Annotated in this window: 17 protein-coding genes; 15 read left to right on the plus strand and 2 right to left on the minus strand. The window is 71.8% G+C overall.

All coding sequences use genetic code 11. The features are described from left to right. From VFH10_RS02550 to VFH10_RS02610, 13 genes are all read left to right on the plus strand, one after another. On the plus strand, window positions 1-574 hold a 574-nt coding region (locus VFH10_RS02550; RefSeq protein WP_325125622.1), incomplete at its 5' end, for a helix-turn-helix domain-containing protein. A 238-nt stretch (window positions 575-812) separates the two neighbouring features. Then, on the plus strand, window positions 813-2,207 hold the full coding sequence (locus VFH10_RS02555; protein ID WP_325125624.1) for a uracil-xanthine permease family protein: 1,395 nt from the start codon (window positions 813-815) through the stop codon (window positions 2,205-2,207). A gap of 54 nt (window positions 2,208-2,261) precedes the next feature. Beyond that, on the plus strand, window positions 2,262-3,173 hold the full coding sequence (locus VFH10_RS02560) for a xanthine dehydrogenase family protein subunit M (RefSeq protein ID WP_325125626.1): 912 nt from the start codon (window positions 2,262-2,264) through the stop codon (window positions 3,171-3,173). Further along, window positions 3,170-3,670, plus strand: coding sequence for a (2Fe-2S)-binding protein (locus VFH10_RS02565; RefSeq protein WP_325125628.1), 501 nt, complete (start codon window positions 3,170-3,172; stop codon window positions 3,668-3,670). The genes VFH10_RS02560 and VFH10_RS02565 overlap by 4 nt, the downstream gene beginning before the upstream one ends. Next, window positions 3,667-6,090: an aerobic carbon-monoxide dehydrogenase large subunit gene (cutA, locus tag VFH10_RS02570; RefSeq protein WP_325125630.1), complete on the plus strand. Its 2,424-nt coding sequence runs from the start codon at window positions 3,667-3,669 to the stop codon at window positions 6,088-6,090. Before VFH10_RS02565 ends, cutA begins: the two co-directional genes overlap by 4 nt. Beyond that, the gene (locus VFH10_RS02575; RefSeq protein ID WP_325125632.1) at window positions 6,087-6,740 is read left to right on the plus strand and encodes a carbon monoxide dehydrogenase subunit G; all 654 of its coding nucleotides are present in this window, start codon (window positions 6,087-6,089) and stop codon (window positions 6,738-6,740) included. The genes cutA and VFH10_RS02575 overlap by 4 nt, the downstream gene beginning before the upstream one ends. Before the next feature lie 53 nt (window positions 6,741-6,793). Continuing rightward, window positions 6,794-8,218, plus strand: a complete 1,425-nt coding sequence (locus tag VFH10_RS02580; RefSeq protein ID WP_325125634.1) for an amidase — start codon at window positions 6,794-6,796, stop codon at window positions 8,216-8,218. Further along, entirely contained in the window at window positions 8,215-9,630 is a 1,416-nt protein-coding gene (locus tag VFH10_RS02585; RefSeq protein WP_325125636.1) for a pyridoxal phosphate-dependent decarboxylase family protein, read from the plus strand. Before VFH10_RS02580 ends, VFH10_RS02585 begins: the two co-directional genes overlap by 4 nt. Continuing rightward, on the plus strand, window positions 9,627-11,708 hold the full coding sequence (locus VFH10_RS02590; RefSeq protein WP_325125638.1) for a hydantoinase/oxoprolinase family protein: 2,082 nt from the start codon (window positions 9,627-9,629) through the stop codon (window positions 11,706-11,708). Before VFH10_RS02585 ends, VFH10_RS02590 begins: the two co-directional genes overlap by 4 nt. Then, window positions 11,705-13,564 carry a hydantoinase B/oxoprolinase family protein gene (locus tag VFH10_RS02595; protein WP_325125639.1) on the plus strand — a complete coding sequence of 620 codons (1,860 nt, stop codon included), beginning with the start codon at window positions 11,705-11,707 and terminating at the stop codon, window positions 13,562-13,564. The genes VFH10_RS02590 and VFH10_RS02595 overlap by 4 nt, the downstream gene beginning before the upstream one ends. Before the next feature lie 22 nt (window positions 13,565-13,586). Continuing rightward, window positions 13,587-14,318: an SDR family oxidoreductase gene (locus VFH10_RS02600; RefSeq protein WP_325125641.1), complete on the plus strand. Its 732-nt coding sequence runs from the start codon at window positions 13,587-13,589 to the stop codon at window positions 14,316-14,318. A 7-nt stretch (window positions 14,319-14,325) separates the two neighbouring features. Then, on the plus strand, window positions 14,326-15,261 hold the full coding sequence (locus tag VFH10_RS02605; protein ID WP_325125643.1) for a carbamate kinase: 936 nt from the start codon (window positions 14,326-14,328) through the stop codon (window positions 15,259-15,261). Window positions 15,262-15,295: 34 nt separating this feature from the next. Beyond that, window positions 15,296-16,432: a ring-opening amidohydrolase gene (locus VFH10_RS02610; RefSeq protein WP_325125645.1), complete on the plus strand. Its 1,137-nt coding sequence runs from the start codon at window positions 15,296-15,298 to the stop codon at window positions 16,430-16,432. 45 nt (window positions 16,433-16,477) lie between these two features. Here VFH10_RS02610 and VFH10_RS02615 read toward each other — a convergent pair whose 3' ends face one another. Beyond that, a complete protein-coding gene (locus tag VFH10_RS02615; RefSeq protein WP_325125648.1) occupies window positions 16,478-17,371 on the minus strand; it encodes an aldose 1-epimerase family protein in 894 nt (297 codons plus the stop codon). A gap of 59 nt (window positions 17,372-17,430) precedes the next feature. On the opposite strand from VFH10_RS02615, the gene VFH10_RS02620 reads away from it, so the two are divergent. Together VFH10_RS02620 and VFH10_RS02625 are read left to right on the plus strand one after the other, a co-directional pair. Beyond that, complete coding sequence (locus tag VFH10_RS02620) at window positions 17,431-18,411, plus strand: GNAT family N-acetyltransferase (RefSeq protein WP_325125650.1); 981 nt, start codon at window positions 17,431-17,433, stop codon at window positions 18,409-18,411. Between the two features lie 7 nt (window positions 18,412-18,418). After that, complete coding sequence (locus tag VFH10_RS02625; RefSeq protein ID WP_325125652.1) at window positions 18,419-19,471, plus strand: hypothetical protein; 1,053 nt, start codon at window positions 18,419-18,421, stop codon at window positions 19,469-19,471. 138 nt (window positions 19,472-19,609) lie between these two features. On the opposite strand, the gene VFH10_RS02630 is transcribed toward VFH10_RS02625, so the two are convergent. Further along, a complete protein-coding gene (locus VFH10_RS02630; RefSeq protein WP_325125654.1) occupies window positions 19,610-20,158 on the minus strand; it encodes a 4-amino-4-deoxy-L-arabinose transferase in 549 nt (182 codons plus the stop codon). Window positions 20,159-20,288 lie beyond the last annotated feature (130 nt).

Below are 20,288 nucleotides of genomic sequence, written 5' to 3' on the forward strand. Positions count from 1 at the left end.
GGCCGTCGTCGGGTTCACCCAGGAGGTGGTCGCCCTGCTGGGCCTGCCCCGGAGCGGGGCGGCGTCGGCCGAGCAGGTCGTGCGGGAGGCGGTCCGCGAGGTCAGCGGGGACGGGGGCGGTGGTCGACGATCGTTCTCCACCGGTGTCAGCCGGGTCATCGACGACCCCGAACGGCTGCCAGAGGCCTACGAGCAGGCCCGTAAGGCGGTGCGGGTCGGGCGTCAGATGCAGGGATCCGGCGCTGTGGCGCACTTCGATGCTCTTGGCTCGTTCCGGCTGTTGAGCCAGATCGGCGACACCGGCGAACTGCGCGACTTCGTCCGCGAGACGTTGCGTGAGCTCGCCGCCGAGGACGACCCGGAGATGGACGACCTCCGGCACACCTTGAAGGTGCTGATCGACACGAACCTCAACGTCGCCGAAGCGGCCCGCCAGCTGCATTTCCACTACAACACGCTGCGGTATCGGATCAGCAAGCTCGAGCGGATCCTCGGCCCGTTCACCGACGATCCAGAGCTCCGCCTGGATCTCGCATTGGCGCTCAAGGTGCTCCAGATGCGTGGGCTGGGCTGAGCCCGCTTCAGAGGTTGCCGACGTACACGGCTTGTGCTCGGCAGGTAGTGCTATGCCGTTCGGAGTTCCTATTGCCTAAGTTTCCTGCCATCGTGGCCCCCCGGGTGATTCAGATCACCCGAATGGTCCAGTAGAAACCGCAGCCGGTTCGGATACGGCTGCCGTCGCAGGGAGGCGACACGTGGCAGTTGGGTGGAAGGTTGTTTACGGCGGTAAGACTCCGCCGCCGGGCGCTGTCGTGCGTCCCGATGAACGCCTGTCGTGGGGGCGCACCGTAGGGCTCGGCGCACAGCACGTGGTGGCGATGTTCGGCGCCACGTTTGTCTTCCCGCTGATCATGGGCCTCAATGCTCAGCTGGCGATCATGATGAGCGGTATCGCCACGATCTGCTTCCTGCTGATCGTGCAGGGCAAGGTGCCGAGCTACCTCGGTACCAGCGCGTCGTTCGTCGGTGGTGTCGCGGCGATTCGGGCCCAGGGCGGTGACTCCGCGCAGGTCACCGGCGCGATTCTCGTCGCCGGCGTGGTCCTGGCGCTCGTCGGTGTCGCGATCCACTTCCTCGGCTCCGGGGTGCTGCACCAGGTGTTGCCACCGGTGGTCACCGGCGCGGTGGTCATGCTGATCGGGTTCAACCTCGCTCCGGTCGTGGCCAACATCTACTGGCCTCAGGACCAGTGGATTGCGCTCATCGTCATGACGTCCGTCATCCTCATGGCCGTCGGGTTGCGCGGCTTCTACGGCCGCATTGCGATCTTCATCGGCCTGGTGTTCGGTTACGTGCTGTCATGGCTGTTCGACCGGGTGTTCGGCCAGATCACGTCGTTCGACCCCGCTGCGGGTGAGATCACCACGCACGATCGAGTCAACTTCGGCGGGGTACAGTCCGCCGACTGGCTCGGCTTCCCGCAGGAGACGTTCGTGAACGCCGACGGCCTGGAAGTGGCCGGCTGGCACACGCCCAGCTTCAGCATCACGTTCGTCCTGCTGGTGCTGCCTGCGGTCATCGCCCTCATCGCGGAGAACACCGGTCACGTCAAGGCCGTGGCCGCGATGACGGAGAAGGACCTCGACCCGGTGATGGGTCGCGCCATCGCCGCCGACGGCATCGGCACGGTCATCGCCACCTCGGTCGGCGGCTCGCCCACCACCACATACGCGGAGAACATCGGCGTCATGGCGGCCACCCGCGTCTACTCGACCGCTGCGTACTACGTCGCGGCACTCGTCGCGATCCTGTTCGGTCTCAGCCCGAAGTTCGGCGCGGTCGTGTCGGCGACACCCGGTGGTGTGCTCGGCGGCATCACGGTCGTCCTCTACGGCATGATCGGCCTGCTCGGCGCCAAGATCTGGAAGGAGAACGGCGTCGACTTCGCAAACCCGCTGAACCTGGTCCCCGTCGCCGCCGGCATCATCATCGCGATCGGCGACACGACCCTCGACATCACCGACGACTTCTCCCTGACCGGGATCGCGCTGGGCACGATCGTCTGCATCGTGATGTACCACCTGGCCCGTGCGGTGGCGCCCGCCGAGCTCCGCGACGACGGCGCCATGCTGGCGGTGGGTCGCACCGGCATCCACCGGGACGAGGACACCGATGACCCGGATGAGGGGTCCCACCGGGCGCCCTGAGCGTGTTGACTGGGCCCCTGACCAGGGGAACCGATCGAGATCCCGAGGAGCCTGTTGAAACCACCCCCGTTCACCTACCACCGTCCCACCACCGTCGACGAGGCCGTGCAGCTGCTCGCCGCGCACGCCGACGAGGGGCCGAAGGTGCTCGCGGGCGGACAGAGCCTGGTCCCGCTGATGTCGATGCGGCTGGCCGCGCCCGGACACCTGGTGGACATCAACCACCTGCCCGGCCTGGACGCCGTGGAGGTCACCTCCGACGGTGTCCGGGTCGGGGCCCTGGCGCGGCACGCCCAGGTGGAGAGGGACGACGCGGCGTACGACGCGGTGCCGCTGCTCCGACAGGCTCTGCAGCACGTCGCGCACCCGACCATCCGGAACCGGGGCACGTCGGTCGGCAGCCTGGTGCACGGCGACCCGGCGGCCGAGATGACCGCGGTGCTGGCGCTGCTCGACGGTGAGGTGGAGCTGGTCGGCCCCGACGGCTCCCGCCGTGTCGGGGCCGGTGAGTTCTTCGTCGGCCCCATGGAGACCGAGCACGCCGACGAGGAGGTCGCGGTCGCCGCGACCTTCCGCCGTCCGCCGGCCGGCACGGGTTCGGCGTTCCTCGAGCTCGCCCGCCGGCACGGCGACTACGCGATGTGCGGGGTCGCCGCCCTGGTCACGGTCGACTCCGACCTGGCGATCACCGCCGCACGGGTCGGCCTGATCTCGGTCGGCCCCGGCCCGGTCGTCGTGGACCTCGGACCGGCCCTCAGCGGCTCCGGTGGTGCGGTCGACCCCGGTCGGACGCGCGAGCTGCTCGACGAGGCGATCGACCCCGAGGACGACATCCACGCCACTGCGGCATACCGCCGCCGCCTGGCGCACGTGCTCACCGAGCGCGCGCTCCGGCAGGCGCACGACGAGGCCCGGTCGCGGCGGGTCGGGGGGACCGACGGCGGTTCCGTCGAGGGTGCGGCATGACGACTCCCGTCTCCGTGTCCCTGGTCGTCAACGGGGTCCGGCACGAGCTCGAGCTGCCCGCCCGCCGGCTGCTCTCCGACGCGCTCCGCCACGACCTGCGGCTCACCGGCACCCACGTCGGCTGCGAGCACGGCGTGTGTGGCGCGTGCACCGTGCTGGTCGACGGCCGGCCGATGCGCTCGTGCCTGCTGTTCGCGGTCAGCCTCGACGGCGCCGAGATCACCACGGTCGAGGGCTGTCAGGCCCCCGACGGCGGGATGGGCCCGGTGCAGCAGGCGTTCCACGAGTGCCACGCGCTGCAGTGCGGCTTCTGCACGCCGGGGTTCATCACCACCATCACCGCGTACCTCGACGACAACCCGGACCCGACCCGCGACGAGGCCCGCGAGGCGATCAGCGGGAACCTCTGCCGGTGCACCGGCTACGTCAACATCGTCTCCGCCGTCGAGCGGGCCGCGGAGCTCATCGGTGACCGACCCGGTACGGGTGGCGCATGACCACCCGGATGGTCGGTGAGCCGGTCAAGCGCGTCGAGGACCCGCGGCTGGTCACGGGCAACGGCCGCTACCTCGACGACCTCGGTCACGACGCGCTGGAGGTCGCCTTCGTGCGCAGCCCGCACGCGCACGCGCGGGTGGTCGACGTCGACGTCACCGACGCGCTCGACGTCGACGGCCTGGTCGGCATCTACACCTACGAGGACCTCGTCGCCGACCAGGAGCGGCACGGCACCAGCGTCGCGGAGCCGCTGCCGCTGCTCATCCCGCACCCCACCCTGACCCAGGGCCGCACCCAGCACGCCCTCGCCGCCGACGAGGTCAACTACGTCGGCGAGGCGATCGTGATGGTGGTGGCCACGGACCGCTACGTCGCCGAGGACGTCGTCGAGCGGATCCGCGTGGACTACGAGTTCCTGCCCGCCGTCGTCGGCGTCGAGGCGGCCCGTGCCGCCGAGCACCTCGTGCACCCCGACGTGCCGGGCAACGTCGCCGCCCGGATGGTCCAGGAGACCGGTGACGCCGACGCGGCGATCGACGCCGCGCCGCACTCCCTCGAGCTCGACCTCGCCATCGAGCGCAGCGCCTCGATGCCGATGGAGGGCAAGGGAGTGCTGGCGAAATGGGACGCCGACGACCGGTCCCTGACCGTGCACACCTCCACCCAGACCTCGACGAGCGTGCGGCAGGCGATCGCCGCCAAGCTGGCCCTGCCGGTCGACCGGGTCGAGGTCATCACCCCCGACGTCGGCGGCGGCTTCGGGGTCAAGATCGTGCATCCCTGGCCCGAGGAGGTGCTGGTGCCGTGGGCGGCCTGCCGGCTCGGTCGTCCGGTCAAGTGGACCGAGGACCGCCGCGAGCACTTCGTGTCGTCCGCCCACGAGCGCGGGCAGCTGCACCGGGTCCGGGTCGGCTACGACGACGAGGGCCGGCTGCTCGGGCTGTCTGTGCGGTTCTGGCACGACCACGGCGCCTACATCCCCTACGGCCTGATCGTCCCGATCATCACCTCCACCCAGCTGCTCGGCCCCTACAAGCCGGGCGTCTACCGGGTCGAGTTCGAGAGCCTGTACACCAACACGGTGATCGTCACGCCGTACCGCGGTGCCGGCCGCCCCCAGGGCTGCTTCGTCATGGAGCGCACCCTCGACGCGATCGCCGCCGACCTCGGTCTCGACCGCGCCGACGTCCGCGAGCGGAACTTCATCCAGCCCGACGAGATGCCGTTCGACCAGGGCCTGATCTTCCAGGACGGTCGGCCGCTCATCTACGACTCCGGCGACTTCCCCGCGTCGCTGAAGAAGATCAAGGACCTGGTCGGCTGGGACGACTTCGAGGCCTACCGCGACCGGGCCCGGGCCGAGGGCCGGCGGGTCGGGATCGGGCTCGCCTGCTACGTCGAGGGGACCGGTGTGGGCCCCTACGAGGGCGGCCACATCAGGGTCGAGACCGACGGCACCGTGGTGGTGTCGACCGGTCTGACCACGCAGGGCCAGGGGCACCAGACGATGCTCGCGCAGATCGTCGCCGACGAGCTCGGCGTGCCGTTCGAGCGGGTCCGGGTGACCACCGGGGACACCCGGCGGTTCAAGTACGCCGTCGGCACGTTCGCCTCCCGCACCGCGGTGATGTCGGGCAGCGCGGTCGCGATGACCGCCCGGGCCGTCCGGCAGAAGGCCCTTCGCATCGCGGCCACCGCGCTGGAGGCCGCCGTCGAGGACCTCGAGATCGTCGACGGGCACGTCCGGGTCAGGGGCACCGGCGAGTCCGCGGCGGCGCAGATCGACCTCGGCGCGGTCGCGGTGCTGTCCAACCCGCTGCGCTATGCGTTCGACGACGCCGCCAAGCGGGCGACCCAGTTCGCGTCGCCCGCCGACCCCGACAAGCCGCCCGTCGAGGAGGGTGAGTCGCCCGGCCTCGAGAGCAGCCAGTTCTACTCGCCGCCACGCTCGACGTTCGCCAACGGCATGCACGCGGTCGTCGTCGAGACCGACCCGGACACCGCCGACATCCGGGTGCTCCGCTACTGCGTCGTCCACGACTGCGGCACGCTGATCAACCCGATGATCGTCGAGGGCCAGATCCACGGCGGGGTCGCCCAGGGCGTCGGGGGAGCGCTGTACGAGCGGATGGAGTACGCCCCCGACGGGCAGCTCCTCAACGCCTCGTTCATGGACTTCCTGATGCCGTACGCCTCCGAGGTCCCGGAGGTCGAGATCGACCACCTGGTCACGCCGTCCCCGCTGAACCCGCTGGGCGTCAAGGGCGCGGGGGAGGCGGGCGTCATCCCGGGAGCCGCCGCCATCGCCGCCGCGATCGAGGACGCCGAGGGCATCTCGATCCGGCGGATGCCGATCTCGCCGAGCGAGCTGTTCCACCTGCGAGAGCGGGCCGAGACCGCCGAGAAGGAGTCCAGATGAAGGTGTCCGGAACGTCCACGCTGACCGCGGACCGCGCGACGGTCTGGGCGGCGCTGAACGACCCCGCCGTCCTGGTCGCCACCATCCCGGGCTGCCGACGGCTCGAGACGATCGGCAATGACGCCTACGCGATGACGGTGGCCGCCGGCGTCGGCTCGATCAAGGGTGTGTACGACGGCGAGGTCCGGCTCAGCGACCAGCAGGAGCCGGGGTCGTTCCGCATGCACGCGCAGGGCTCCGGCTCGGCCGGCACGATCGGCGCCGACGTCGCTGTGACCCTGGAGGACGCACCGGACGGCGGGACCGCGCTGACCTACGACGCCGACGCCGTGGTCGGCGGGATGATCGGCGGCGTCGGCCAGCGCATGCTGACCGGTGTCTCCAAGCGCATGGCGGCCGAGTTCTTCAAGAACGTCGACCAGGTGCTGTCAGGCGGGAGCGTCGGGCAGACCGACGCCGTCTCGGGCGGGCCGACGGCTGCACCTGGCGGTCCGGCCGCCGCACCTGGCCAGGTCTTCACCGCCCCCGAGGCCCCGACCGGCTCGACCACCGGCGACTTCGTCAAGGGAGTCCTCGTGGGTGGTGCCCTCGTGCTCGCGGGTGCTGTGATCGGGGGATGGATCGGAGGGAGGAGCCACCGATATCGGTAGCCCGACCGTGACCCATGGATCACGCAAGGCATACCGACATCGGAGGGAGCGCGATGCACGACATCCACGTCTACTCCACCGCCCGGGAGATGGCCGCGGCCGTCGCCGGGAAGGAGATCTCCGCGCGCGAGCTGCTCGACCTGCACCTGGACCGGATCGCCGCGGTCAACCCGGCCGTCAACGCGGTGGTCAGTCTCGACGAGGAGCGGGCCCGCGAGGGCGCCGCCGCGGCCGACGAGGCGCTCGCCCACGGCGACCCGGTCGGCCCGCTGCACGGCCTTCCGCACGCGTTCAAGGACACCCACGAGGTGGGCGGCTGGCGTACGACGTTCGGCTCCCCGCTGCGCGCCGACTACGTGCCCCGCCGTGACGAGCTGATCGCCGAGCGGATCCGCGGCGCAGGCGCCGTCGTGATCGGGAAGACCAACGTCCCGGAGTGGGCGGCCGGTTCGCACACCTTCAACCCGATCTTCGGCACCACCCGCAACCCCTACGACCTGAGCCGGGCCGCCGGCGGCTCCAGCGGGGGAGCGGCGGCGGCGCTCGCCGCCGGGATGGTCCCGCTCGCCGACGGCAGCGACATGGGCGGCTCGCTGCGCAACCCGGCCTCGTTCTGCAACGTGGTCGGGCTGCGGCCCAGCGTCGGCCGGGTGCCCGCGTGGCCGACCACCAACGAGTGGGAGCTGACCTCGGTCGGCGGCCCGATGGCCCGCAACGTCGACGACCTGGCCCTGCTGCTCTCCGTGATCGCCGGCCCGACCACCCGCAACCGGATGTCCCTGGAGACCCCCGGCTCGGCGTTCGCGCCACCGCTGGAGGGCACGCTCGCCGGCCTGAGGGTGGCGCTGTCGACCGACCTCGGCGGCGCCTTCGAGGTCGACGGGCAGGTCGCCGAGATCGTCCGGGCCCAGGGTGACGTGCTGACCGAGGCCGGCGCGCACGTCGCGGACGCACATCTCGACCTCGCCGGCGCCGAGACGGTGTTCAGGACGCTCCGGGCGTGGCTGTTCCAGTCCCGGTTCCACACGCTGCTGGCGAAGCGGCCGGACGGGTTCAAGCGCTCGTTGGCCGACAACATCCGAGCGGGGGAGTCGCTGACCGGACACGACATCTCCGCGGCCTACCGGCGGCTGACCAGCATCGCGGAGAAGGTGCGGATCTTCTTCGAGCAGTACGACGTGCTGGTGCTCCCGGTCAGCCAGGTGCCGCCGTTCGACGCCGAGCAGGAGTACCCCACCGACATCAACGGCAAGCCACAGGAGACCTACCTCGACTGGATGCGCTCGGCGTTCCTGATCACGGTCACCGGGTGCCCCGCGATCTCGGTGCCGGCGGGGTTCACCCGCGAAGGCTGGCCGGTGGGCGTGCAGATCGTCGCCGCCCCCAAGGAGGAGCGCCGGCTGCTGGAGATCGCCCACGCGTTCGAGGCGATCACCCGCGTCGGCGACCGGCGGCCGGCCCTCGAGGGCACGTCGTGAACGCCGCCGGGAACGCCGCGCGCGCCGCGGCGCTGGAGCGCGCCCACCGGATCGCGCTGGCCTGGCTGGACTCCCTCGACAGCAGGCCGGTGCCGCCCCAGGCCACGATCGAGCAGCTCGTCGAGGCGCTCGGGCCGACCCTCCCGGACGGACCCACCGAGGCCGCCGAGGCGGTGCAGCAGCTCGCCGACGCCTGCGACCCAGGCCTGACCGCGATGCCGTCGGGCCGGTTCTTCGGCTTCGTGATCGGCGGGGGGCATCCAGCCGCCCTCGCCGCGGACTGGCTGACCAGCGCCTGGGACCAGAACGCCAGCCTGCGTCGACTGACGCCGGCCCATTCCGCGGTGGAGGACGTGACGGCGGACTGGCTGCTGGACCTCCTCCACCTGCCCGCGGAGAGCGCGGTCGGGTTCGTCACAGGCGCCACGATGGCGAACTTCACCTGCCTGGCCGCCGGCCGCGACGAGGTGCTGCGACGAGCCGACTGGAACGTCGCCGAGAGAGGCCTGCACGGCGGGCCGCGTGTCCGGGTGGTCGTCGGCGCCGAGCGTCACGACACGGTCGACCTGGCCCTGCGCTACCTCGGCCTCGGGACCCCCGAGGTGGTCCCGGCCGACGACGAGGGCCGGATCCGGGCCGACCTGCTCGAGGCGGTGCTGGCCGACGGCGACGGTTCGCCCACGATCGTCGTACTGCAGGCCGGCAACGTGCACTCGGGCGCGTTCGACCCGTTCGGCGACGCCGTGACCGCGGCCCACCGGCACGGCGCGTGGGTGCACGTCGACGGTGCCTTCGGGCTGTGGGCGGCGGCGTCGCCGCGCCACCGGCACCTGCTGGAGGGCTACGAGGCCGCTGACTCCTGGGCCACCGACGCGCACAAGACCCTCAACGTGCCCTACGACTGCGGCCTGGCCATCGTGCGCGAGCGTGCCGCGGTCAAGGCCGCCATGGGGATGCAGGGCGACTATCTGATCCACGACGAGGCCGGCGAACCCCTCGACAAGGTGCCCGAGGTATCGCGGCGCGGCCGGGCGTTCCCGGTCTGGGCGGTGCTCAAGTCGCTCGGGCGCGAGGGTGTCGCCGAGCTCGTGGACCGGCTCTGCCGGCACGCCGCCGTCTTCGCCGCCGGGCTCGCCGACCTGCCGGGAGCGGAGCTCTGCAACGACGTCGTGTTCACTCAGGTCTGCGCCTCGTTCGGCGACGACCGGCGCACCAGGGGCGTGGTCGACGCGATGCTGGCCGACGGGACGGCGTGGATGACCGGCTCCGTCTGGCACGGGCGCGCAGTGCTGCGGATCTCGGTCAGCAACTGGTCGACGACCGACGACGACGTACGCCGGAGCCTGGAGGCGCTGGCCAAGGCGGCCGCCGCGACCGGCCCTGCGACCGCTACTGGGCAGGAGGCAAAGTGATCCGCATCGGGATCGACACCGGCGGGACGTTCACCGACGTCGTGGCGGTCGACGAGGAGACCGGCGAGCTCGCGGTCACCAAGACCCCGTCGACCCCGCACGACCCGGCGGTCGGCTTCATGACGGGCGTGCGCAAGGTGCTCGCGGACCTCGGGCTCGGTGGTGACGCCGTCAGCGCGGTCAGCCACGGCACGACCGTCGCGACCAACAAGCTGCTCGAGGGCAAGGTCGAGAACCTCGGGTTCATCACCACCGAGGGCTACGAGTTCATGCTCGAGATCGCCCGTCAGTCGGTGCCGGACGGCTACGGCAACTCCTACTTCTGGGTGAAGCCCGCCCGGATCGTGCCGGCGCACCGGGTCAAGACCGTGCCGGGTCGGCTCGCCGTCGACGGCAGCGAGATCCGGCCGTTCGACGCCGGGCAGGCGATGGTCGTCGCGGAGTGGTTCCGCGACCAGGGGATCAACACCATCGGCGTCTGCTTCCTGCACTCCTACGCCGATGACGCCCACGAGCTGGCGATGCGCGCGATCCTGGCCGAGGTGCACCCGGAGGCGACGGTCTCGATCTCCAGCGAGGTGCTCCGCGAGTACCGCGAGTACGAACGCTCCGTCACGACCCTCGTCGACGCGGCGGTGAAGCCGAACATCCGGCGCTACGTCGAGAACATCGCCAACCGGCTGGTCGAGCTCGTCGAGGCCGATCCTGACGGGCTCGACAAGCGCAGGCAGATCCCGTTCTACGTGATGAAGTCCAACGGCGGCGTGCTCTCGGCCGAGGAGGTCGTGCACCAGCCGATCACCACCGTGCTGTCCGGTCCCGCGGCCGGGGCCCTCGGCGCGGCGGTAGTGGCGCAGAAGGCCGGCTTCCCTCAGGTGGTCACCTGCGACGGCGGCGGTACGTCGACCGACGTGACCGTCGTGATCGACGGTCACCCGGCCCTGACCACGGAGGGCCACGTCGGCGCGTACCCGTCCAAGATCCCGATGATCGACGTGGTCACCGTCGGCGCGGGCGGCGGCTCGATCGCCTGGATCTCGCCCGAGGGCACCCTCAAGGTGGGCCCGCAGTCGGCGGGCGCCGACCCCGGCCCCATGTGCTACGCGGGCGGCGGCACCGCACCCACCATCACCGACGCGCACGCGGTGCTCGGCCGGATCCCGCCGCACCTGCTCGGCGGTGAGGTGCCGCTCGACGTCGACATCGCGGCCTCCGGCGTGCGCGACCTGGCCGGCAAGCTGGCGCTGGGCTTCGAGGCCTGCGCCACCGGCATCCTGGAGATCTCGGCGTGGAACCAGGCCAACGCGCTGCGGCAGGTCACCGTCAACCGCGGCCTCGACGTCCGCGACTTCACGATGGTGACCTTCGGCGGGTCGGGCTCGTTGCTGGCCTGCCGGCTCGTCGACATCCTCGGCCTGCAGGGCGTGCTGGTGCCGCTGAACCCCGGCAACCTCTCGGCGTACGGGCTGCTCACCGTCGACGTCCGCAACGACTACGTCCAGACCGCCGTCGCCCGGCAGTCGCAGCTCGACGCCACGCACGTGCGGGCCGTCTTCGACGACCTGACCCGGCAGGCGGACGCGGCGCTCGAGCGCGAGGGGTTCCTCGCCGAGCAGCGGGTGTTCGTGCGCACGGCCGACCTGCGCTACTACGGGCAGGCCTACGAGGTGCGCGTCGACGTCTCCGAGGGGCCGGTCGACGCGGACCTGATGGCCGCCGTTGCGAACCGCTTCCACGACGAGCACAAGGCGCTCTACGACTACGACTTCCGAGACGACGTCCGCCAGGAGGTCGAGTGGGTCAACCTCCGGGTCACCGGCATCGGCCCGATCCGCAAGCCCGAGGTCCGCGAGGTGGCGAAGGGATCGGGTGCCGACGGGGCCCGCACCGGCAGCCGGCGGGTGTACTTCGACGACTGGGTGGACACCCCGGTCTACGCCCGCGCCGCGCTCGGCGCCGGTGACCTGGTGCAGGGACCGGCGGTCTTCGAGGAGTTCAGCTCGACGGTGCCGCTGCACCCCGGGTTCGAGGCGCGCGTGGACGACTACGGCAACCTCGTGATCAGGAGGTCGTCATGAGCGACGTGGACCCGGTCCTCGTCGAGATCGTCGAGGGCTACCTGGCGTCGGTCGAGATGGAGGTCGAGACCGCGATCGGGCGTACGTCGCGCTCGCCGATGATCCGCGACGCCCACGACTACCGGGCCGGGATCCACGACCGCAAGCTCCGCAAGCTGACCGGCCGGTCCTACTCGGCGCTGGTGCACCCGGTGGCGCGCGACTACCCGCTCGAGACGATGCGGCCGGGCGACGTGTTCTTCCACAACGACGTCTACCTGTCCGAGGGTGGCATCGGCCACCTCCCCGACCTGTGCGTGACCGCGCCTGTGTTCCACGACGGTGAGGTGGTGGCGTTCGTGCAGGCCTTCGGCCACCACGACGACATCGGCGGCGCCGTACCCGGGTCGATGCCCAGCCAGGCGACCAGCGTCTTCGAGGAGGGCCTGATGGTCCCGCCGATCCGGCTGTGGGACCAGGGCGTGCCCAACGAGGCCGCGCTGAAGATCATGACCCGCAACTCGCGGATGCCCGACTCGCTGGCGGCCGATCTCGACGCGGAGTGCTCGGCGTGCCTGATGGGAGCGCGCCGGATGGCCGAGCTTTTCGACCGCTACGGGCGGGAGACCGTCGAGGCGTGCTTCGACGCCGTCCTCGACAAGACCACTGCGACGTTCCGGCGCGAGATCCTCGCGAAGATCCCGGTGGGGGAGTACGTCTGGGAGGACTACGCCGAGCACGACGGGGTTGACGAGCCCCGGCTGCACACCCAGCGGATCACGCTCACCCGGACCGCGGCCGAGGACCCGGGGGGCGAGCGGCTGGTGCTCGACTTCCACGGCACCGCCCCCCAGGCCAAGGGGCCGATCAACCACTGCGGTGACTACGCCGACGGCAACTTCCTGAAGAAGTGGCTCGCGCCGATCCTGCGCAACCTCGCGGACACCCCGGAACGGATGGCCGAGCTCGACGTCAACGAGGGGGTCGTCCCGCTCATCGAGATGCGGTTCCCGCCGAAGGGCACGCTGCTCACCCCGGAGTTCCCGGCACCCACCAACGCGCGCACGTTCGTGATCCTGCGGCTGCTCGGCGTACTTGCCGGGGTGCTGGCCAAGGCGGTCGACGGGCGCATGCCCGCGGACCAGGAGACGATCCGCTACACCGGCGTCTACGGCACCGACCCCGACGGCGCGCCGTACCTCATGCGCGAGGTGCTCGGCGGCGGCTCCGGCGGCCGCTACTACGCCGACGGCGAGGACACCATCCATGTCGTGCCGGACTCGCGGAACCTGCCCAGCGAGTTCTCCGAGGCGCGGTTCCCGTTCGTGGTCGAGCGGCTCGGGCTGTCGGTCGACAGCGGGGGAGCGGGACGCTACCGCGGCGGGCTGGGCTACGAGAAGCACATCAGGATGCTCGAGGACGCACACTTCATGTCGATCGCGGACCGCTCGATCCTCGCCTGCTGGGGCGTCAAGGGCGGGAAGGCCGGGAAGCCGTTCGAGGTCACCATCGACCCCGGCGGGCCCCGCGAGCGCCTCGTGGACGCCCTCGCCGACGCCGAGCCGGTGCGGGCCGGAGAGGTGATCCGGATCCGCACGACCGGCGGTGGCGGCTGGGGAGACCCCCTCACCCGGCCGTACGACGAGGTCGCGCGCGACGTGCTCTGGGGCAAGGTGTCCCGCGAGGGCGCGCGCGCCGACTACGGCGTCGAGGTGACCGGACCAGCCGACGCCCCGGAGGTCGACACCGCCGCGTCCGACGCGCTGCGTGAGGAGCGCCGGTCCGCACGCACCGGTGACGAGCCGTTCTTCGACCGGGGCCCCGGTTACGCGACGCTGGCCGCCGGTGCCACTGCCGCCGAGGTGGACTGGCTATGACGGCTGCAGCGCGAGGAGCGGCATGAGCCGACCTCTCACCGTGATCACCGGCGGCACCCGTGGCATCGGGGCCGCCACCGCGTTGCGGCTGGCCGCCGACGGGCACGACCTCGTGCTCGGCTACCTCGGGGACGTCGACGCGGCCGAGGCGACCACCGCACGCGTGCGGGAGACCGGTGCCGCGTGCCTGGCCGTGCAGGTCGACGTCGCCGACCCGAAGCAGGTGGACGGGCTGTTCGACGCGGCCGCCGAGCTGGGCCCGCTCCACGGCCTGGTCAACAACGCCGGTGCGACGCTGCACCTCGGCGACCTCGCGGACACCCCGGCCGACGTCGTGCAGCGGGTGGTCGAGGTCAACCTGACCGGCGCGCTGCTGTGCGCGCGGCGGGCGGTGCGGGACCTCGCCGACGGCGGCGTGATCGTCAACGTGTCGTCCGCGGCGGCGACGCTCGGGGCGCCGCACGAGTACGTCCACTACGCCGCGGCGAAGGCCGGCGTCGACACGCTCACCGTCGGTCTCGCGCAGGAGGTGGCGGGCCGCGGCATCAGGGTCAACGCGGTCGCGCCGGGAATCGTTCGCACCGAGATCCACGCGGCGGCCGGCGACCCGGATCGTCTGGAACGAGTGGGCCGGCGCGTTCCGCTGGGTCGGGCCGGTGAGCCCGAGGAGATCGCGGAGGCGGTGGCCTGGCTGATGAGCGACGCCTGTCCGTTCGCGACCGGCGCTGTGCTTCGAGTGGCGGGTGGAAGGTGAGGCAACGATGAGGGTGCTGCTGGCACTGGGTGGCAACGCGCTGGCGCGCAGCGACGGACGGGTCCGCCCCGAGGACCAGATCGACGCCGCGCAGGTGGCGATGGACGCGGTCGCCGACCTGCTGACCCGAGACGTCGAGGTGGTGCTCACCCACGGCAACGGCCCACAGGTCGGCAACCTGCTCGTGAAGAACGAGCTCGCCGCGGCCGTCGTACCCCCCGTGCCGCTCGACTGGTGCGGTGCCCAGACCCAGGCCACCCTCGGCCTGATCCTCATGAACGCGCTCGAGCACGCCCTCACCGAACGCGGGCTGTCCCGCCCGTGCGCCACGCTCGTCACGCGCACCCTCGTCGACGGCGACGACCCGGGCTTCGCACGCCCCACGAAGCCGATCGGGCGTCACCTCAGCGACGCGGAGGCGGCCGTGCTCGTCGAACGCGGCGAGACCTGGGAGGACCGCGGCGCAAAGGGCTGGCGACGCGTGGTCGCATCGCCCGAGCCCCGCGAGATCATCGACGCCCCCGCCGTCACGGCGCTCGTCGACGCCGGGTTCCTCGTGGTGGCCAACGGCGGTGGCGGCATCCCCGTGGTCCGCGACGGGTCGGGGCTGCGCGGCGTCGAGGCGGTGATCGACAAGGACCTCGGGGCGGCGCTGCTGGCGCGCACCGTGCGGGCCGACGTGCTGGTCGTCGCCACCGACGTGCCGGCGGCGGTGCTGCGATACGGCACCCCCGAGGCGGAGCCGGTAGGCCGCGTGACGGTGGGCCGGCTGCGCGAGCTGGCCGCCGAGGGGCACTTCGCGAGCGGCTCGATGGGCCCCAAGGTCGACGCCGCCTGCCGGTTCGTCGAGCGGGGCGGCCAGTACAGCGTCATCACGAACCTGGAGCACATCGTGGACGGCGTCGCCGGCGAGGCCGGCACCGTCGTCGTACCCAACGGTTGATCGAGCTTGTCGAGATCACTACAGAAGGAGCGTCATGCCCGAGCCCATCGAAGTCCGCAAGGTCCCGATCCTGAACGTGTCCGACGCAAGCGGCCTTGCCGAGCTGATCGACGACGGCACGCTCGACGCCGACCGAGTGATCGCGGTGATCGGCAAGACCGAGGGCAACGGCGGGGTCAACGACTACACGCGGATCATCGCCGACCGGGCGTTCCGCGAGGTGCTGGTCGACAAGGGCACCCGCAGCGCCGAGGAGGTGAAGCAGGTCCCGATCGTCTGGTCAGGCGGCACCGACGGCGTGATCAGCCCGCACGCCACGATTTTCGCGACCATGCCGTCCGACCGCGCCCAGCAGACCGACGAGCCGCGGCTCACCGTCGGCTTCGCGATGAGCGACGTGCTGATGCCCGAGGACATCGGCCGGGTCGCGATGGTCGAGAAGGTGGCGGCCGCGGTGAGGGTGGCGATGGAGCGCGCCGGGATCGACGACCCGGCCGACGTGCACTACGTGCAGACGAAGACCCCGCTGCTGACCATCCACACCATCCGCGACGCCAAGAGCCGCGGCAAGACGGTGTGGACCGAGCACACGCACGAGTCGATGGACCTGTCCAACGGGTGTACGGCGCTCGGCATCGCGGTCGCGCTGGGCGAGATCGAGATGCCCACCGACGCCGACGTGATGCACGACCGGTCGCTGTACTCCGCGGTCGCCTCCTGCTCCAGCGGCGTCGAGCTGGACCAGGCGCAGGTCGTGGTGGTCGGCAACGCCCGGGGGGTCGGCGGTCGCTACCGGATCGGCCACTCGGTGATGAAGGACGCGCTCGACCAGGACGGGATCTGGGCGGCAATCAGGGACGCGGGTCTCGACCTGCCCGAACGGCCGCACCGCGACGACCTCCAGGGCCGGCTGGTCAACGTGTTCCTCAAGTGCGAGGTGAGCCAGGACGGTCAGGTGGCCGGGCGCCGCAACGCGATGCTCGACGACTCCGACGTGCACTGGCACCGGCAGATCAAGTCCTGCGTCGGCGGCGTGACCGCGGCCGTGACCGGCGACCCGGCGGTGTTCGTGTCGGTGTCGGCCGCCCACCAGGGCCCCGACGGTGGCGGCCCGGTGGCCGCGATCGTGGACCTCGGCGACGACCCGACGGGCTACGTCCCCCCTGCCTGATTGTCAGAGCCTGAGCCGGTCCCGACCGGTCCAGGCGCTGACAACTCAGCCGGTTCGGATGCCCCAGCGCACCGACGTCGTATCCCCGGGATCCAGCACGATCAGGTCCTGGCCGGTCGCGAACGCGTTCGGCGGCGCGGTCATCGGCTCGATGGCCACGAGGTCGCGGCGTCCGGGCGGTCCGACGAAGACCTGCACCCACTTGTGGTTCTCGTCCATCCGCAGCACCACGGTGCCGTCGCTTCCGGACAGGCGGACCTCGGCCCAGCCGTCCGGGTCGCGGTCCAGGTCGCCGTACGCCGTGTCGAGGCTCGCCCCGGCGATGGCCCGGCCGTCGCGGAAGTCGCCACCGGTTCCCGCGATCTGCACCGAGCCGATGGGGATCAGCCGGTCGTCGACGGTGAGCGCGGTCGCGGCCCGCAGGTCGAGCCGCCAGGAGTCGAGCGGGTCCGATCCCGGCCGGAAGTAGGGGTGCGCGCCCGCCGCGAACGGAGCCGGCCAGTCGCTGAGGTTCGTCGCCGACACGGTCACGTCGAGGCCGGCCCCGGACACGGCGTACGACGCGGTCAGGTCGAGCGTCCACGGGTACCCGGGCTGGCTCATCAGCCGGCAGCCCATCGTGACCGCGTCGTCGGTGTGCTCGCGGACCGTCCACGCCACCCAGCGGACCAGCCCGTGGCTCGCGTGGCCGCGCGCCGGCTCGGACAGCGGGAGCTGCAGGTCCTGGTCCTGGAAGCGGTAGCGGCCGTCCTGGATCCGGTTCGGCCAGGGGAGCAGCAGCTGGCCCCGCCCGCTGCTCGCCTGCTCGTCCTCGGCGTACCCGGAGACGATCGGCCGCCCCTGGTGCTCCAGCACCCGCAGCCCGGCACCGCACTCGGTGACCACGGCGCGGTAACCACCGCCGGCGATCTCGTGCTGCTCCCCGCTCCGCGCAACCATGGAGACACCCTGGCAGAAAACCGGCTGCGCCACCGCGGCCTCCGGCCTAGGCTCCCCGCGTGGACCTGACGCTGCGACCGCTGCTCACCGACGACATCCCGCTCCTGGCCCGGCACCTCGCGGCCGTGGAGGCGGTGGACAACACCGGGGAGCACTACAACGAGGACGACCTGGTCGAGGAGTTCGCGAACCCGGACATCGAGGTCGGCAAGGACATCGTCGGCGGCTTCGACGGCGACGACCTGGTCGGCTACTTCGCGGTCTACCCGCGCTCGACCGACGACAGCTACCAGAAGGTGCACGTGGAGGGGTCGGTGAACCCGGCCCGGCGCGGGGAGGGCATCGGCACCCGACTGGTCGAGGCCATGCTCGCGCGCGCCGACGAGGTGCATGCCGAGAAGCACCCCGATCTCCCCGCGAAGTACAACGTCACCGGGCTGTCGGCCAACGCCGCCCAGGAGGAGCTGCTCGCGGCCTTCGAGATGGTGCCGGAGCGGTGGAACTTCGTGATGCGCACCCGCCTCGACGACGTACCCGAGCCGCCCGCCGTGCCCGAGGGTCTGTCGCTGGTGAAGTACTCCGCCGAGCTCGACCGGGCCATGCTCGAGGCGCACAACGCGGCCTTCGTCGACCACCCGAACTTCACCCCGTGGACCGACGTGATGTGGAAGCAGTGGGTCAGCGACAGCCGCAACTTCCGTCCGGAGCTCAGCCTGCTCGTCGTGGAGGACGTCGCACCGGACCGGGTGGTCGCCTACTTGCAGTCCAACGAGTTCGACGCCTACTTCCAGGCGACGGGGCGCCGGGAGGCGTACGTCGCCAAGGTCGGCACCCGTCGCGAGCACCGCGGCCGCGGGCTCGCCGGCCTGCTGCTCGCGCACGCGCTCGTGCTCTACAAGCAGGCGGGCTTCGACGAGGCCTCGCTCGACGTCGACTCGGAGAACCCGACGGGTGCGCTCGGGATCTACGAGCGGGCCGGCTTCGAGGTGGAGAGCCGCTGGACCAACTACGCCCTGCACCGGGAGCCCGTGCTTGGATGAGCGGGCCATGAGTCCGACCCCTCGCACGTTCGTGCACATCGGTCTGCAGAAGACCGGTACGTCGTACCTCCAGTCGGTGTTCTGGCAGTCCCAGGACGCGCTGGTCGGCCAGCGGCTCGCCATGCTGCCGGCCACCAAGCGACAGACGTTCCGGGTGATGCTGGCGACCCGCGACCGGGCCCGTCCCGGCGTCGACGGCCCAGAGGTCACCGACGCCCTGTCGCGGTTGCGGTCCGGGCTCGACGAAGCCCTGGCCGCCGGCACCGCGGACCGGTTCCTGCTGACTGAGGAGTCGCTCGCCCCGGCGACCGCCGCGCAGTCACGCCGGCTCGTGGAGCACCTCGGCCGCACCGAGGTGCACGTCGTGCTCACGGTCCGCGACCTGGCCCGACAGGTGCCCTCGGTCTGGCAGCAGAAGGTCACCGCACGGCGCCGCTACACCTACGACAAGTACCTCGCCGCGGTGGAGAGGCGCGGTCGCCGGGCCCGCGACTTCTGGGCCAGCCAGGACCTGCCCGCGGTGATGGAGCGATGGGGGAGCGCGGTGTCGGCCGACCGGATCCACGTCGTGACCGTCCCGCCCGTCGGCGCCGATCCCGGGCTGCTGCTGGAGCGGTTCTGCTCGGTGCTCGACGTGGACCCGGGCTCCCTCGACGCCGGCGTCCCGCGCAGCAACGTCTCGCTGGGTCTGGTGCAGACCGAGCTGCTCCGTCGGGTCAACGTGGAGCTGGGTGGTCGGCTGAGGCGCAGGGAGGCCTACCGGGCGGTCGGGAAGATGTACCTCGGCAAGCGCGTCCTCTCCGCCCAGCAGGGCGCCCCGGCGCGGCTGCCGCGGCGGCTCGAGGAGTGGTGCCGTTCGGTGTCCGAGTCCCACGTCGACGCCGTGCGCGCCGGTGGGTACGCCGTGGTCGGGTCGCTCGACGACCTGCTGCCGGCCCCTTCAGCGTTCGCGGACGACCCGCAGCACGTGACCGACGCCGAGGTTGCCGAGGCCGCGGCCCGGGCGATGGCCACCATGCTCGTCCACCCCCCGCCCGACCGCCCCCGCCCCCGCCGTTGAGACGCGCCTTGTGGGGTGTTGAGACGCGCCTTATGGAGTGTTGAGGCGCGTGGTGCGGGCGGCCAACTCCTCATGCGCGCGCATGAAGGTCGTCCGGGGCGCGTTTCAACATCCCGGGACGCGCGTCTCAACGGTCGGTCAGGTGCGGATGACGAAGTCGGCGCGGTCCCGGGTGCGCTGCTCGAGGAGGTACGGCGCCTCGGCGGCCATCCACCGCACCAGGTGCTCGCGCGAGGCGACCCCGTCGCGGGCCACGCCCCGGGCCAGCCGGACGTCGTCGCCGGCCTCCAGCCACACCAGCGTGGTCACGAGGTCCGCGTAGGCCAGCGCCCCGGAGCCGACGCCGTCGAGCACCAGCAGGTCGACGCGCGGTACGTCGACCCATCCGCCCGGCTGTCCGGTGTGCCAGTCGTAGCGTCGATAGCGACCGTCCTCGCCGCGCTCGAACGCTGCCACGACGTGCTCGGCCACGTGCTCGACGCCGGCGCTCAGGCCGTCCCAGCCCGGGTAAAGGTCGTCGAGATGCACCACGCGGCAGGACACCTCACCCGGGACCGCCCGCCGGACGTCCGCGCCGAACGTGGTCTTGCCGGACCCGGACGGCCCGTCCACGCAGACCAGCCGGCCCGCTCCGAGGGTGGGCGCGGCCGCCAGCGTCCGTCGTACGACGTCGTCCGCGGAGGTCACCAGGCGTTGCCCGTGCCGCGGTACGTCGGGACCACCTCGACGACGCGGTCGCCGGCCACCAGGTGCACCTCACGCACGTGCTCGGCGACCTCGCCGGATTTCGCGTGCCGGAACCAGACCGTGTCGCCGA

This window comes from Nocardioides sp. (genome assembly GCF_035697785.1).
Taxonomy (GTDB): domain Bacteria; phylum Actinomycetota; class Actinomycetes; order Propionibacteriales; family Nocardioidaceae; genus Nocardioides_B.

Coding starts and splice junctions, on each gene's coding strand:
- VFH10_RS02610 (WP_325125645.1), top strand. CDS start 15,296: ATGCCCGAGCCCATCGAAGTCCGCAAGGTCCCGATCCTGAACGTGTCC.
- VFH10_RS02565 (WP_325125628.1), top strand. CDS start 3,170: ATGACGACTCCCGTCTCCGTGTCCCTGGTCGTCAACGGGGTCCGGCAC.
- VFH10_RS02615 (WP_325125648.1), bottom strand. CDS start 17,371: ATGGTTGCGCGGAGCGGGGAGCAGCACGAGATCGCCGGCGGTGGTTAC.
- VFH10_RS02605 (WP_325125643.1), top strand. CDS start 14,326: ATGAGGGTGCTGCTGGCACTGGGTGGCAACGCGCTGGCGCGCAGCGAC.
- cutA (WP_325125630.1), top strand. CDS start 3,667: ATGACCACCCGGATGGTCGGTGAGCCGGTCAAGCGCGTCGAGGACCCG.
- VFH10_RS02580 (WP_325125634.1), top strand. CDS start 6,794: ATGCACGACATCCACGTCTACTCCACCGCCCGGGAGATGGCCGCGGCC.
- VFH10_RS02600 (WP_325125641.1), top strand. CDS start 13,587: ATGAGCCGACCTCTCACCGTGATCACCGGCGGCACCCGTGGCATCGGG.
- VFH10_RS02625 (WP_325125652.1), top strand. CDS start 18,419: ATGAGTCCGACCCCTCGCACGTTCGTGCACATCGGTCTGCAGAAGACC.
- VFH10_RS02595 (WP_325125639.1), top strand. CDS start 11,705: ATGAGCGACGTGGACCCGGTCCTCGTCGAGATCGTCGAGGGCTACCTG.
- VFH10_RS02575 (WP_325125632.1), top strand. CDS start 6,087: ATGAAGGTGTCCGGAACGTCCACGCTGACCGCGGACCGCGCGACGGTC.